This window comes from Photorhabdus heterorhabditis (genome assembly GCF_018448905.1).
Lineage (GTDB): Bacteria > Pseudomonadota > Gammaproteobacteria > Enterobacterales > Enterobacteriaceae > Photorhabdus > Photorhabdus heterorhabditis.
In genome coordinates this window covers 18,912-33,388 of the sequence record NZ_RCWA01000027.1, presented here as the reverse complement: position 1 = coordinate 33,388, position 14,477 = coordinate 18,912, and the positions used below count along the sequence as shown (strand labels likewise).

The window sequence follows — 14,477 nt, the reverse complement described above, 5'->3', positions numbered from 1 at the left end:
CTTGAAATCCATTGGGTATAACAGGTAAGTTTCTGTGATGATAGCTAACAGATGATTTTAGGACACAAGAAAAAAGCGACTTTGCTCTTAGAAAGAGAACAGAACAACTAGATCTTAAACTCAAATCAGACCGCAGCGCCATAAATTGGCATACAAACAGGTTCCACAAATGGCATCAATCTGTCATTCATAATCTTAATTGGATCGCAAAAATTCATTACCCGATCAGATAACGTTAATTGCGGTTGAGCTAGCAAGCAAAGGCTCGCACTATCCCCGGCTTCTGCTACCAAAAATATAGCATCGGTTCCACAGTCCAGAAGCCGTACCTGGATCAACTCCCCGTGTACAGGCTTTTCCATCATAGCAAAACGAGAAAAATACCAGCTTCTTGGCATTTGTGGCTTAATAAAGCGAAAAGCCACTAACGCATTAAGAATTAATTCAGCCCTGAATTCATCTGAAATATTAATTCGGCGTGCCTGTTCTTCAAAACAATAATAAAGCGTCGCATCTTCTACAGAAAACGACACTTCTCCCATTGCATAGGGTATCAGCATCTTTGCAGGAAAACAGGAACGAAAAACCATACCATTAGACAGATCAAGCATTACACGGTCATGGTCAGCATCAAAATACCAGCGCCATTGGTCATCAGGTTTAATTTTCATGGGTTATCCTTTTATGCCAAAAAGCTTACATCTCTAAACAGATTGTAAATAACTTACCTGCTATTCAGTGAAATAAGTCCTGTCATAATTAAAAGACATGCGAAGATACAGATAAAATTTAGGTAATCAGAGCGAATATAGACGAGTTGGGGGCAAAAATAAACCCCCAATGATAAATTACCAGAAAAATTCAGATATGATTGACGATATCTTTGATTAATTTTGGCCCATGATAGATAAACCCTGAGAAAATCTGTATTAAAGAAGCCCCTGCTGCTATTTTTTCTCTAGCCGCAGTCAGTGAATCTATTCCGCCAACACCAATAATAGGAATCTCACCTTTTAATTCTTGCGATAATCGACGAATAATTTCTGTACTACGTAATTGAACCGGTCGCCCACTTAATCCACCAGCTTGTTGGCAATAGTTAAGTCCTTCAACTAATTTCTTGTCTAATGTTGTATTCGTTGCAACAACACCATCGATATTATGACGAATCAAACTATCTGCAATTTGCACCAACTCCGCTTCAGAAAGATCCGGTGCGATTTTTACCGCAACCGGGACATATTTTTGATATTTTTGTTGAAGCTCACTTTGTTTATCTTTAATCGCAGAGAGTAAATCATCCAGCGCTTCGCCGTATTGTAATGTTCTTAAACCCGGCGTGTTCGGTGACGAGATATTAATCGTAACATAGCCAGCATAAGGATAAACTTTATCCATACAGATTAAATAATCATCTTTCCCATGATCTACTGGCGTATCCTTATTTTTGCCAATATTGATCCCAATAACCCCACCATATTTCGTTTTTTTGACATTTTCCACTAGGTTATCAACACCGAGGTTATTGAAGCCCATACGGTTAATTAACCCTTCTGCTTCAACGATACGAAACAATCTTGGTTTATCATTTCCTGCCTGAGCACGTGGAGTCACAGTACCAATTTCAATAAAGCCAAATCCCATTGCACCAAATGCATCAATACAATCGCCATCTTTATCAAGACCTGCCGCCAGACCAAGGGGATTTTTAAATGACAGGCCCATGCAGGTAACAGGTTTTGTAGCAACTGACTGATGGATAAGAAATTCGAAAGGAGTACCGGTAATACGTTTGAGCTGGCGGAAAGTTAACTCGTGCGCTCGTTCCGGATCAAACTGAAACAACGCCTTCCTGATTAGTGGGTAGCACATCATCCTCAACCTGTTAATTAATTCATAAACACTAAGTTATAAAAATAAAACTAATACGTTTCTATACACATTCATGTAACACTTAGAAATTCTTGAACGACACAATGCTCATTGCTAATCTCCAAGAAATCCTGTCAAGAGATTAACCGAATAGCGTGGGTTGAGGCTACAGAAATATGCTCACCAGAAGCAAATTTTTTCCATCCGTGACTAAAACTGTCGTTTAGCTGCCTTTAAATAGTAAAAACATACCATTAAGGATACAAAAATTAACTGCCATTTCAGTGTGTTACCCTACTTTCTTCCCCAAGATTAAAAACGCATCGAAAGGTTAAAAAAACCTGCGAAATTTTTATAAAATCCCAAAGTATCAAAAGCATCTTGCTAAAGTACATACGGAGTTTTTCCACCTTTAATAAAGGTATGATTATCCAATATTTAAAACTTTCCCCCTACAAGAGTTAAGTAAGATCATTTTAAATTAGTACAGATTCATTTCGCTATTGAATAATGCTTCATATAATGATAAAAAAATGGAGATTATTTTATCTTCTATTGTAATAGAAGGAAATCTTAAATAAACTGTGACTTTGAATCATATGAAAAAATTAATCCTTGTTATCTCCATCTCTTTACTTTCAGGCTGTGCAATTAGTTTAACAAAGCCTATGGAAGATTATTCAGGTACTGATTATGCCAGAATTAGAGTCAGAAATTACCTCCCACCACTGACATTGGAAACTTACGAAAAATCGGGGGAATGTTTTAAGCTTGTTGACCTCAGGACTCTAACGGCTGGTATTAACTTTATTGGCATTAAATCAACATACAATAAAAAAATACCAGGTATGACTCCTCCGTCACTGCACATGCAAGGTGCAGACGCTCTTGAGTATATTATTAAAGCAAATCAACATATGAGTATTACTTCCCAAGAACACACTTACAGGTCTCCGAGCGGATACATATCAAGCTTTTTTATTCCTGAAGTTGGTCACGATTATGACATATATCCACATGAATTGAATGTAATCATTAAAGATCTATCAAGTAAAAATGGCTATCGAAATTGGAATGACGACGATAAAGAGTGTAAATACAAAACAAGCCTATTGGGCGGTAGAAATTACGAATAACTGTTACCTTTTTTACTACAATAGCCCTCTCTCTATGAGGGCAACAAACCTCTGCTTATCTTTAGCTCTGTTTTCAATTCCAAATTGAATTTTCAAATAATTGCACATCAACCTTCAATTGACATCACATCTATTTTGCACCGACAAATAGGGAATATCTGTATGAAAATCACTGTGCAACCTAGTAGGTAATTAAATTTCACTAAGGTGATAAAATTTTTATTAAGCGCTGAACACCTTAATAAAAGCTGATCCGAAAGTAAATAATTGCAAGGAACTTATTATCCAGAAAATAAAGCTGAAAGAATATCGGGCTAAATAACCATTAGCCCGATAAACAGTGATCAGCTTTCTAACGCCTTGGTAATTTTCTCAAACAAATCACCAGACAGATTTTCCAACCCTTTTAACTGTTCCAACACACTACGCATCATATCTTTACGTTTATCGTCATAACGCTTCAAGCGCATCAACGGTTCAATTAAACGGGAAGCAACCTGCGGGTTACGACTGTTAAGATCAGTCAAAATTTCCAACAAGAATTGATAGCCACTACCATCTTCAGCATGGAATGCCACCGGGTTGTGAATAAATGTTCCAACCAGCGCACGCACTCGGTTTGGATTCCCTATGCTAAATGATCGATGATTCAGAAGATTGCGCACATTAACCAGAACATCTGCTGACGGGCTACTTGCCTGTAAGCCAAACCATTTATCCATAACCAAACCATCTTGATGCCAGCGCTCATCAAATTCCGCCATCAGTTGATCACAGGAAGGCAATTCCGCTACTACCGCAGCAAATAACGCAGCGAGTGCATCAGTCATATTGTCAGACTGGTGATATTGATTTGATACCAGCTTATCAGCCTGAGCTTGATGACCAAAAGCCAGATAATATAAACAAATATTACGCAGAGAGCGCTTGGCTATATCCTGGTGATCGACACGATATGCACCAATATTGATGGCGTTATAAACTGCCGCAAACTCATCAGCCATTTCCTGAGCCAAAGTACGGGTAGTTGCATCCAGAACTTCATGAATTGCTTTTGGATCAATAATCGTAAACAATTCCGCTATCTCACTTTCTGATGGCAAAACCAGAATCAGAGCAGCCAAAGCAGGATCAATATCCTTATCTAATAACACTGTACGGAAAGCATCTACCACATGCATTGGCAGTTCAATCGGCAGCTTCTGCTGGTAACGAATAACATTCAGCTTGATATAGTTTGCCATCAACGACTGAGCAGCATCCCAGCGCGAAAATTCATTACGGGCATACTTCATCAGGAATACCAATTGCTCATCACTAAATGGGTAATCTAGCTTCACCGGCGCTGAGAATTCACGTAATAAAGAAGGGACTGGCAATGACGGCACATTATCAAATACAAACGTCTGCTCTGCATTGGTTACATTCAGCACATGGTGTACTGGCTGACCATTATAATACAGTGGAAGCACACGGCCTTTACTGTCATAGAGTTCAATATCCAACGGAATATGCAGAGGTTGTTTCTCTTTTTGATCAGCTGTAGGTGGTGTCATCTGACTGACATGCAACTTGTACTGCTGTTTTTCTGCATCGTATTCATCACGGACTGTCAGCACTGGTGTACCAGATTGGCTATACCAGCGGCGGAAAAGTGACAGATCCACATTTGATGCATCTTCCATTGCCTGAACAAAATCATCACATGTTGCAGCACTACCGTCATGACGATGAATATAAAGCTGCATCCCTGCCTGAAATTGTTCTTCACCCAGCAAGGTGTGAATCATGCGAATAACTTCTGCCCCCTTTTCATACACAGTCAGCGTATAGAAGTTATTCATCTCAATCACTTTATCGGGACGAATGGGGTGAGCCATTGGGCTACCATCTTCAACAAATTGCGCTGAACGCATAACGCGCACATTATCGATACGATTAACAGAGCGTGAGCCGAGATCAGAGCTGAATTCCTGATCACGGAAGACAGTCAGTCCTTCTTTCAGGCTAAGCTGAAACCAATCACGACAAGTAATACGGTTACCTGTCCAGTTATGGAAATATTCATGGCCGATCACTGCTTCTATGTTAAGGTAATCTTTATCAGTCGCAGTTTCAGATTTTGCCAATACATATTTGGAGTTAAAGACATTTAGCCCTTTATTCTCCATTGCGCCCATATTGAAAAAATCCACTGCAACAATCATATAAATATCAAGATCATACTCAAGACCAAAGCGGGTTTCATCCCATCTCATGGCATTTTTCAGGGAAGTCATTGCCCAATCAGCCCGGTCAAGGTTACCGCGATCAACAAACAGCTCCAATGCAACTTCGCGATCGCTACGGGTCGTAAAAGTATCGCGCAGAACATCAAAATCCCCAGCAACCAAAGCAAACAAATAACCTGGTTTTGGGAATGGGTCCTGCCACTTCACCCAATGACGCCCATCATCAGTTTCTCCCTGCTCAACCCGGTTACCATTTGAAAGCAGATACGGATATTTAGATTTATCGGCGGTGATACGAGTTGTAAAACGCGCCAACACATCAGGGCGATCAAGATAATAGGTAATGTGACGGAAACCCTCTGCTTCACATTGGGTACAAAGTGCATCACCAGAAACATACAAGCCTTCAAGAGCCGTATTTTTCGACGGATGGATGGTATTCACAATTTTCAGCGTGAACTGAGCTGGTAGCTGCTCAATGATCAGAACACTCTCCTGCTCACGGTAATGTTCCCACGGTTGACCATTTACATGCAGACTTTTCAGTGTTAAGTCTTCTCCATCTAGCACTAATGACGTTGTTTCATAACTCAGACGTTTTACCTGGCTTATTGCGGTAACTTCTGTGCTATCGGCATCAAGATTAAAATCGAGTTCAATATCAGTAATCGTATAGTCGGGAGCGCGGTAATCCCGGCGATACTTAGCTTGTCGCTGTTGTGTCATAAGAAACCTTTTGGTTCATATTTATGGAATTAATTCAATACTAAATCTTACGCTGCCACAGAAATAGGTTGAATTTCAAGAGCAAAATAACGCACCTTTTGGCGTTAAACATTCATTCAGCACGAGTATGATATTATGTAAAGAATATGTTTGCTCTTTGGTGCTTGTTATCACGCAATGATCAAATAACATGATAACATTTAACTAACAGCCCCTTTTAGCTTCGATCTTTTGGTGAACTTTATGATGTTATGTGACTTCAATAACAAAATAATCTCGGTATACTCTTCCAACTTTATCGATTTAGCTGATATGAATACGCTCCGTGAGGATGCATAACGCGCCATGACCCTAGACGCTACCCTGATTATTAAATCACTGCTTGATACTGACGCTTATAAGCTTCATATGCAACAAGCAGTGTACCACCGCTACAACGACATTCCTGTAGTTGCAGAATTCCGCTGTCGTGGTGATGAACTGCTAGGTGAATATGCCGAAGAATTACGCCATCAGGTTAACATGATGGCTAATCTGGCATTAACCGATGCTGAATTTAATTATCTTGCCAATCTGCCTTTTTTCAAAGCTGATTATCTAAACTGGTTAAAAACTTTTCGGTTTAATCCACAACAAGTCAATATCTCTGTTACAGGTGCCGGTCAATTAGCCATCCGTATTTCAGGATTATGGCATGAAGTCATTATGTGGGAAGTCCCCTTACTGGCATTGATCAGTGAGTTGGTCCACCGCCATCACGCACTGAATAACGCTGCTGAAAATGCAACCAACCAGCTTCGCAAATTGATTAAATTGTTCTATCAAGATGCCAAAGAGGAAGGAATCGATCTCTCCGGTTTTAAACTGATGGATTTCGGCACACGCCGCCGCTTTTCACACAGTGTTCAGCATGCCATTGTCAGTGAACTGCAACAGCATTTCCCTTACCTGATTGGCACTAGCAACTATCAACTTGCACAACAACTTGGACTCACTCCGGTTGGTACGCAAGCACATGAGTGGTTTCAGGCTCATCAACAAATCAGCCCTGAATTGGCAAACAGTCAGCGGGAAGCATTACAAAATTGGCTAAATGAATATCCCAACCAATTAGGTATTGCCCTGACGGATTGCATTACCATGGACGCTTTCCTGCGGGATTTTGACGCCCAGCTTGCCAACAGCTATCAGGGTTTGCGCCATGATTCGGGAGATCCAGTTCAATGGGGTGAAAAAGCCATTGCTCACTATCAAAAGCTAGGTATCGACCCGATAACAAAAACCTTGGTATTTTCTGATAGCTTGGATTTCCAGAAAGCGCTGACGCTCTATCGTCATTTTCACAACCGAATCAACCTGATTTTTGGTATCGGTACACGGCTGACCTGCAATATTCCGGGGGTTAATCCGCTGAATATCGTCATCAAACTTATCGAGTGTAATGGCAAACCGGTAGCAAAACTTTCAGACAGCCCCGGAAAAACCATTTGTGAGGATAATGAATTTGTTAACAGGCTACGGGCTGCTTTTGATATACCCCAGATCAAACAAGCTTGTTAACACAATTTTTATTTGAAAATACATCCGTGCCGCTAGCAGAAAAGTAGCGGCACATCTTAAAAAGACCTTTTTCCCTCTATTTCACCGTTTAAATTAGTGATTTCCTCTTGTTTCCTGAAATATGGCAAGTAACATAGAACAAGTTGCCCCTTAACGGGTATATTCATTTTCACAAACCTGAATTGTATATATATAAAGAAGAGAGAAATTTATGAACGTAGCGCCTGTAGTCGACGTACTGCAAGGTCGGGTTGCGGTTGATAGTGAAGTCACCGTTCGCGGCTGGATACGTACAAGGAGAGATTCTAAAGCTGGTATCTCTTTCCTCGCCGTCTATGACGGTTCCTGCTTTAATCCATTACAGGCCGTCGTTAATAATAATTTGCCCAATTATCAGGATGAAGTTCTGTATTTAACTACTGGCTGTTCGGTAGAAGTGACAGGGACCGTTGTGGCTTCTCTGGGTCAAGGGCAGAATTTTGAACTACAAGCGACAAAAGTTGTGGTTATTGGCAAGGTTGAAGATCCTGACACTTATCCGATGGCAGCTAAACGCCATAGCATTGAATACCTGCGCGAAGTGGCTCACCTGCGCCCACGTACCAACCTGATTGGTGCTGTTGCCCGTATGCGTCATACCCTTGCACAAGCATTGCACCGTTTCTTCCATGAAAACGGTTATTTTTGGGTTTCTACTCCATTGATCACGGCGGCTGACACAGAGGGCGCTGGTGAAATGTTCCGAGTCTCCACACTGGATCTGCAAAATTTGCCTTTAACTGACAAAGGTGAAGTGGATTTCAACGAAGATTTCTTTGGCCGCGAAGCTTTCTTGACGGTATCAGGCCAATTGAACGGCGAAGCATATGCCTGTGCATTAAGCAAAGTCTACACATTCGGTCCGACTTTCCGGGCTGAAAACTCAAACACCAGCCGCCATTTGGCAGAATTTTGGATGATTGAACCAGAAGTTGCTTTTGCTGATCTCAATGATGCGGCATCACTAGCTGAAAACATGCTGAAATATGTTTTCAAAGCCGCATTAGAAGAACGCGCCGATGATCTGCAATTCTTTGCTGAACGTGTAGATAAAGACGTCATCACCCGTCTGGAAAAATTCATCAATGCCGATTTTGCTCAGATTGATTACACCGACGCAGTTGAAATTCTGCAAAACTGCGACCAAAAATTTGAGAACCCTGTATTCTGGGGGGTTGACCTTTCTTCAGAACATGAGCGTTATCTGGCAGAAAAACACTTCCAGGCTCCCGTTGTTGTGAAAAACTATCCAAAAGATATTAAAGCCTTCTATATGCGCATGAACGACGACGGCAAAACTGTCGCGGCAATGGATGTACTTGCACCGGGCATTGGCGAGATTATCGGCGGTTCACAACGTGAAGAACGTTTGGATATGCTGGATAAGCGCATGGAAGAGATGGAGCTGAATAAAGAAGATTATTGGTGGTACCGTGATCTACGTCGCTATGGTACCGTACCTCACTCCGGGTTTGGTCTTGGCTTTGAACGTTTGGTCGCTTATGTGACCGGTGTCCCAAATGTACGTGATGTCATCCCATTCCCACGCACACCGAGAAGTGCCAGCTTCTGATAAACTCGCCAATATAACATTAAAAATTCTTATATAAAAAAGCCAGCTTTTGCTGGCTTTTTTGTTTTTTTATCCCGTTGGCGATCATAAATCTCTCCATATTTACATTTTCACATATATTATTTTCACTTTATTACAAAAATCATCTCTTTGTATCACTTTATTAGTGGATAAAGCCCTCTACCAATGGAAAACTCTGCCCCAACACGGACAGCACCATGTTCTCATAAATAGTTCCAAAGATTTTCTTAAAGGAATTATTTCTTGAAGTAACAAATGTCCGAATCACACCAATGACGGAAATTAATAGAAGGTAACAATTAATGAAGGGTAGTATTCTTGCAGTGGTAATCCCAGCACTGTTAACTGCGGGCGCAACAAATGCCACTGAAATTTATAATAAAGACGGAAACAAACTGGATTTGTATGGTAAAGCTGATGCACGTCATCAATTTTCTAAAGCCTTCCAAAAATCAGATAGTGATCCTAGCCAGAGTGAAGATGGTGATGCAAGCTATGTTCGTCTGGGTTTCAGAGGTGAAACCCAAATCAATAACCAATTGACAGGTTTTGGTCGCTGGGAATACGAAATTCAAGCTAACAACTCAGAAGCAGACGGAGCTAAAGGTAACAAAACCCGCCTGGGCTTCGCTGGTTTGAAGTTTGCTGAATACGGTTCTTTGGACTACGGTCGTAACTACGGTGTTCTCTATGATGTCAACGCCTGGACCGATGTATTGCCAGTATTCGGTGGTGACTCCATGTCTCAGGCCGACACTTACATGACTAATCGTGCGACTGGTGTTCTGACTTACCGTAATACTAACTTCTTCGGCTTGGTTGATGGTCTGAACTTCGCTCTGCAATATCAAGGTAAGAACGATGAAGACAACAAAAATGGTCGTAATTCACTTCGCAAGCGAGGTGATGTCATCAAACCTAATGGTGGTAGTAACGGTGACGGTTTTGGCTTATCTGTAACTTACGATCTGGGATATGGTATCAGCGTGGGTGGTGCCTATTCCAACGCTGACCGTCCTATCATACATGAAAGATTAGTGACGTCTGTCGCTCGCGGTGAAAGAGCCGAAGCATGGAACGTTGGTGCTAAATACGATGCCAACAACATCTATCTGGCTGCTATGTACGGTGAAACCCACAATATGACCTCTTTCGGCTACCAAGATATCGTCTCTGCAAAAACCCGTAACATCGAATTAACCGCTCAATATCAGTTTGATTCAGGTCTGCGTCCATCCCTAGCATATGTTCAATCCAAGGGAACAAATTTTTTTACAAATCAGGACTGGGTAAAATACATTTCCATTGGTTCTTATTACAACTTTAACAAAAATATGTCTGCCTACATTGATTACAAGATCAATTTAGTAAAAGACAACAAATATACCAACTATTTCGAAGTTAATACCCAAAATGCTGTTGGTGTAGGCTTGGTATATCAGTTCTAATTAGCAGAAATAAAATCAAACAGACCTACGGAAAACCCAATTAATACGTTATGGCGTTCATTTAAAGTGAACGCCATTCTTTTTTTCAAGGAATAATAATAATCACACCATTGATTAAAAATAGTACGGCGACTGAGGCAATGTGCAGATAAAAATATCAGCAAATTACGTATAAAAAATTTCATGAAAAATTAACACTTTGTTTTACCTTTTTTACTAAGATCAACAGATACTTTTTCCCTTCACTGACTCCTATTCATTTTCTGCTCTTTTGAACAGCTGGACCAACCAGCGTTCAAAAAATAACCCATCATTTACATTTTGAAACACTTTGTTTCACATTATTACTAAATTCTTTTTTTTATAGCACTTTGTGAGTGGATAAAAATAACAACCAATGAAACACTTGACAGCGAAAAAGACGACACTAAACTCTCACAAATAGTTCCATAGATTTTTAAAGAATTATTTATAGCAGTGGCAGGTGTCCGAATATAACACCAATGAGGGTAATAATAATGATGAAACGCAATGTTCTTGCAGTGGTAATCCCAGCTCTGTTGGCTGCTGGCGCAGCAAATGCAGCTGAAATTTATAACAAAGACGGTAACAAACTGGACCTGTACGGTAAAGTTGATGTTCGTCACCAATTCGCTAACAACGACAGCGGCGAAGATGGCGATGATTCCTTCGCTCGTCTGGGTTTCAAAGGTGAAACTCAAGTCAATGACCAACTGACCGGCTTTGGTCGTTGGGAATACAATATTAAAGGTAACCGTACAGAAGGAGGTTCTGACGCAGAAACTAAAACTCGTCTGGCTTTCGCTGGCCTGAAGTTCTCCGACTACGGTTCACTGAACTATGGCCGTAACTACGGTGTTGTGTATGATGTCAACTCCTGGACCGACGTGTTGCCAGTATTTGGTGGTGACTCCATGGCTCAGACTGACAACTTCATGACTGGCCGTTCTACTGGTCTGTTAACTTACCGTAATACTGATTTCTTCGGTCTGGTTGACGGCCTGAACTTCGCTCTGCAATATCAGGGTGAGAACAGTGGAAACACCAGTAATGCTAGTAATGGTCGCGCTAACCGTAAAGACAATGGTGATGGCTACGGTTTCGCTGCAATTTATGACGCAGGTTACGGTATCAGCGTAGGTGGTGCATACTCTAACTCTGCTCGTACTACTGAACAAAAAGCGCTGGGATCATCTCTTGCCTTAGGCGATCGCGCTGAAGCATGGAACATCGGTGCTAAATACGATGCCAATAATATCTACCTGGCTGCCATGTACGGTGAAACCCGTAATATGACTCGCTTCGGTGGGAAAACTGATGGCGGAAAAAGCTGGGAAAATATCGCCAACAAAACTCAGAACATCGAATTGACTGCTCAGTATCAGTTCGATTTCGGCCTGCGCCCATCTCTGGCATACGTCCAGTCTAAAGGTAAGAGCCTGTTCGGCGACGTTCGTGGTTATGAGAAAGAATCCGGCAGCCACGATCTCGTTAAATATATCTCCGTCGGCACTTTCTACAACCTGAACAAAAACATGACTACCTATGTTGATTACAAAATCAACCTGTTGGATGACAATAACTTCACTAGACATACCGGTGTCAGCACTGACAACGTTGTTGGTGTAGGTATGGTTTACCAGTTCTAATTACCATTGATGAATATGTTTAACTGAACAAGTTAGACATAATTGAAATAAAGCAGCGCTTCAAGTGCTGCTTTTTTTATACCTATCTTTTGTTACTGTTATTTAAACTTTTTTTCACTCCGCAAACTGCTTCACAAGATTATCTTCTTTTTGCTACAAATAGTTGGCAAACTGTTTCGGCGGCGTTAACCTGACTACCCTTTTAGGCTTAACTCAGAGCTTTGGAATCACAAACATGTTTGAGAAAATCACCGCAGCGCCTGCCGACCCTATTCTTGGCTTAGCCGATAGTTTTCGTTCTGATCCTCGTACAAATAAAATCAACCTTGGTATTGGTGTCTATAAAGATGAAACAGGAGAAACCCCTGTTCTGACCAGTGTCAAAAAAGCAGAGCAATACCTGCTAGAAAACGAGACGACCAAGAATTACCTGCCGATTAGCGGCTTAGCTGAATTTGGTCGTGTCACTCAGGAATTGCTGTTTGGTAAAGATAGCCCTATCGTAACAGATAAACGCGCCCGTACTGCACAAAGCCCAGGCGGTACAGGTGCTTTACGTATTGCCGCAGATTTTGTTGCCAAACAGACTAATGCTAAACGAGTCTGGATTAGCAATCCAACCTGGCCAAACCATAAAAATGTTTTTTCTGCCGCTGGCCTGGAAGTTTGCGAATATCAATACTATGACGCTGAAAAACACGCCCTGAATTTCGAAGACATGCTGGCAAGCCTGTCTGAAGTTCAGGCAGGTGATATCGTTCTGTTCCACGGCTGCTGCCACAACCCGACAGGTATTGATCCAACCCCAGCACAGTGGACTCAACTGGCAGAAATATCTGCGGAAAAAGGCTGGTTACCTATTTTTGATTTCGCTTATCAGGGATTCGCCAAGGGCCTGAATGAAGATGCAGAAGGTTTACGCATTTTTACCAGAAATCATAATGAACTGATTGTTGCCAGCTCCTACTCCAAAAACTTTGGCCTGTACAATGAGCGTGTTGGCGCTTGTACTATTGTTGCCAAAGACAGCGATACGGCAGAAAAAGCTTTCAGCCAAGCTAAAGCGATTATCCGTTCTAACTATTCCAACCCACCAGCTCATGGTGCGTCTATTGTCGCCACTATTTTGTCAAATGAAGAATTAAAAGCTGTCTGGGAACAAGAACTGACTACCATGCGCGAACGTATCCAGCGTATGCGTCAACTGTTCGTAAACACCTTACAAGAAAAAGGTGCAAACCAAGATTTCAGCTTCATTATCAACCAGAATGGTATGTTCTCATTCAGTGGGTTGACAAAAGAACAAGTAGAGCGCCTGCGTGAGGAATTTGGTATATATGCGGTCAGTTCCGGCCGTATTAACGTCGCTGGCCTGACACTAGAGAATATGGCTCCGCTATGTGAAGCCATTGTTGCGGTTCTCTGAGTCAATATTTGCCTTGCTATAAAAACCGCTGAAATTCAGCGGTTTTTATCACTCAGAAGATGCAATGTCACCACTAGACAGCTATTCAAACCAACACTTATTTAATATAGATACCGTTGTTCCATCACCAACTTGGTACTTCGTCTTGTAAAAACGGATTGGTCTGCCGTTCATAGCCTAATGTAGATATTGGTCCGTGCCCCGGAATAAATTTATAATCATCACCAAGTGGCAGAAGTTTATCTTTAATTGAGTTGATTAACTGCTGGTGATTACCGCGTGGAAAATCGCTACGCCCAACTCCGCCTTTGAACAGTACATCTCCCATATAAATCAGTTTATCGGTATGATTCACAAATACCACATGCCCAGGTGTATGCCCCGGACAGTGCAATACGGACAAATCGACCCCACCAACGCGTAATTCATCACCTTCATTCAACCAGCGATCAGGCTCAAATGATGGGCATTCTTCAATGCCAAACATCCGGCTTTGAGCCTGTAAGCCTTCGATCCAGAAAGCATCTTCCTGCTGTGGCCCATAAACTGGTACATTAAAATACTTAGCGACTTCTACTGTTGCACCAACATGGTCAAAATGACCATGAGTCAGTAAAATCTGGGTCAATTTCAAACCGAGATTCTCTATCTCAGCGATCAGCTTTGCTGCCTCACCGCCCGGATCAACAATTGCCGCTTCCTTAGTCTCTTCATTCCAAATAAGGGTACAATTTTGCATAAAAGCAGTAACAGGAATAACTTGGTATTTCATTAT

The 14,477-nt window shown here is 41.5% G+C and carries 10 protein-coding genes; 6 read left to right on the top strand and 4 right to left on the bottom strand.

Features of this window, described 5'->3' with window-relative positions:
* Positions 1-125 precede the first annotated feature (125 nt).
* Both EAE89_RS16045 and pyrD read right to left on the bottom strand, forming a co-directional pair.
* Positions 126-671: a cell division protein ZapC gene (locus EAE89_RS16045; RefSeq protein WP_149617139.1), complete on the bottom strand. Its 546-nt coding sequence runs from the start codon at positions 669-671 to the stop codon at positions 126-128.
* Between the two features lie 190 nt (positions 672-861).
* Positions 862-1,872, bottom strand: a complete 1,011-nt coding sequence (gene pyrD / locus EAE89_RS16040) for a quinone-dependent dihydroorotate dehydrogenase (RefSeq protein WP_054475801.1) — start codon at positions 1,870-1,872, stop codon at positions 862-864.
* 599 nt (positions 1,873-2,471) lie between these two features.
* On the opposite strand from pyrD, the gene EAE89_RS16035 reads away from it, so the two are divergent.
* Positions 2,472-3,008, top strand: coding sequence for a hypothetical protein (locus EAE89_RS16035; RefSeq protein WP_214086227.1), 537 nt, complete (start codon positions 2,472-2,474; stop codon positions 3,006-3,008).
* A gap of 344 nt (positions 3,009-3,352) precedes the next feature.
* Here EAE89_RS16035 and pepN read toward each other — a convergent pair whose 3' ends face one another.
* Positions 3,353-5,965, bottom strand: a complete 2,613-nt coding sequence (pepN, locus tag EAE89_RS16030; RefSeq protein ID WP_214086226.1) for an aminopeptidase N — start codon at positions 5,963-5,965, stop codon at positions 3,353-3,355.
* A 345-nt stretch (positions 5,966-6,310) separates the two neighbouring features.
* Between pepN and pncB the strand changes: the two genes are divergently transcribed.
* The 5 genes from pncB (at position 6,311) to EAE89_RS16005 (ending at position 13,702) form a co-directional block, all read left to right on the top strand.
* Entirely contained in the window at positions 6,311-7,525 is a 1,215-nt protein-coding gene (gene pncB, locus EAE89_RS16025) for a nicotinate phosphoribosyltransferase (RefSeq protein WP_054475807.1), read from the top strand.
* Positions 7,526-7,736: 211 nt separating this feature from the next.
* The gene (gene asnS / locus EAE89_RS16020) at positions 7,737-9,137 is read left to right on the top strand and encodes an asparagine--tRNA ligase (RefSeq protein WP_054475808.1); all 1,401 of its coding nucleotides are present in this window, start codon (positions 7,737-7,739) and stop codon (positions 9,135-9,137) included.
* A gap of 323 nt (positions 9,138-9,460) precedes the next feature.
* Positions 9,461-10,606, top strand: a complete 1,146-nt coding sequence (locus tag EAE89_RS16015) for a porin (RefSeq protein ID WP_054475810.1) — start codon at positions 9,461-9,463, stop codon at positions 10,604-10,606.
* Positions 10,607-11,124: 518 nt separating this feature from the next.
* Positions 11,125-12,276 (top strand): porin OmpC, encoded by a 1,152-nt coding sequence (gene ompC / locus EAE89_RS16010; protein ID WP_280516026.1) that lies wholly within the window; start codon positions 11,125-11,127, stop codon positions 12,274-12,276.
* 235 nt (positions 12,277-12,511) lie between these two features.
* Positions 12,512-13,702: an amino acid aminotransferase gene (locus EAE89_RS16005; protein ID WP_214086225.1), complete on the top strand. Its 1,191-nt coding sequence runs from the start codon at positions 12,512-12,514 to the stop codon at positions 13,700-13,702.
* A gap of 124 nt (positions 13,703-13,826) precedes the next feature.
* Here EAE89_RS16005 and EAE89_RS16000 read toward each other — a convergent pair whose 3' ends face one another.
* Complete coding sequence (locus EAE89_RS16000; protein WP_214086224.1) at positions 13,827-14,474, bottom strand: MBL fold metallo-hydrolase; 648 nt, start codon at positions 14,472-14,474, stop codon at positions 13,827-13,829.
* Positions 14,475-14,477 lie beyond the last annotated feature (3 nt).

Bases quoted from the DNA above. Each gene is read 5' to 3' on its own strand.
- EAE89_RS16045 (WP_149617139.1), bottom strand. From the start codon at position 671: ATGAAAATTAAACCTGATGACCAATGGCGCTGGTATTTTGATGCTGAC.
- pyrD (WP_054475801.1), bottom strand. From the start codon at position 1,872: ATGTGCTACCCACTAATCAGGAAGGCGTTGTTTCAGTTTGATCCGGAA.
- EAE89_RS16035 (WP_214086227.1), top strand. From the start codon at position 2,472: ATGAAAAAATTAATCCTTGTTATCTCCATCTCTTTACTTTCAGGCTGT.
- pepN (WP_214086226.1), bottom strand. From the start codon at position 5,965: ATGACACAACAGCGACAAGCTAAGTATCGCCGGGATTACCGCGCTCCC.
- pncB (WP_054475807.1), top strand. From the start codon at position 6,311: ATGACCCTAGACGCTACCCTGATTATTAAATCACTGCTTGATACTGAC.
- asnS (WP_054475808.1), top strand. From the start codon at position 7,737: ATGAACGTAGCGCCTGTAGTCGACGTACTGCAAGGTCGGGTTGCGGTT.
- EAE89_RS16015 (WP_054475810.1), top strand. From the start codon at position 9,461: ATGAAGGGTAGTATTCTTGCAGTGGTAATCCCAGCACTGTTAACTGCG.
- ompC (WP_280516026.1), top strand. From the start codon at position 11,125: ATGATGAAACGCAATGTTCTTGCAGTGGTAATCCCAGCTCTGTTGGCT.
- EAE89_RS16005 (WP_214086225.1), top strand. From the start codon at position 12,512: ATGTTTGAGAAAATCACCGCAGCGCCTGCCGACCCTATTCTTGGCTTA.
- EAE89_RS16000 (WP_214086224.1), bottom strand. From the start codon at position 14,474: ATGAAATACCAAGTTATTCCTGTTACTGCTTTTATGCAAAATTGTACC.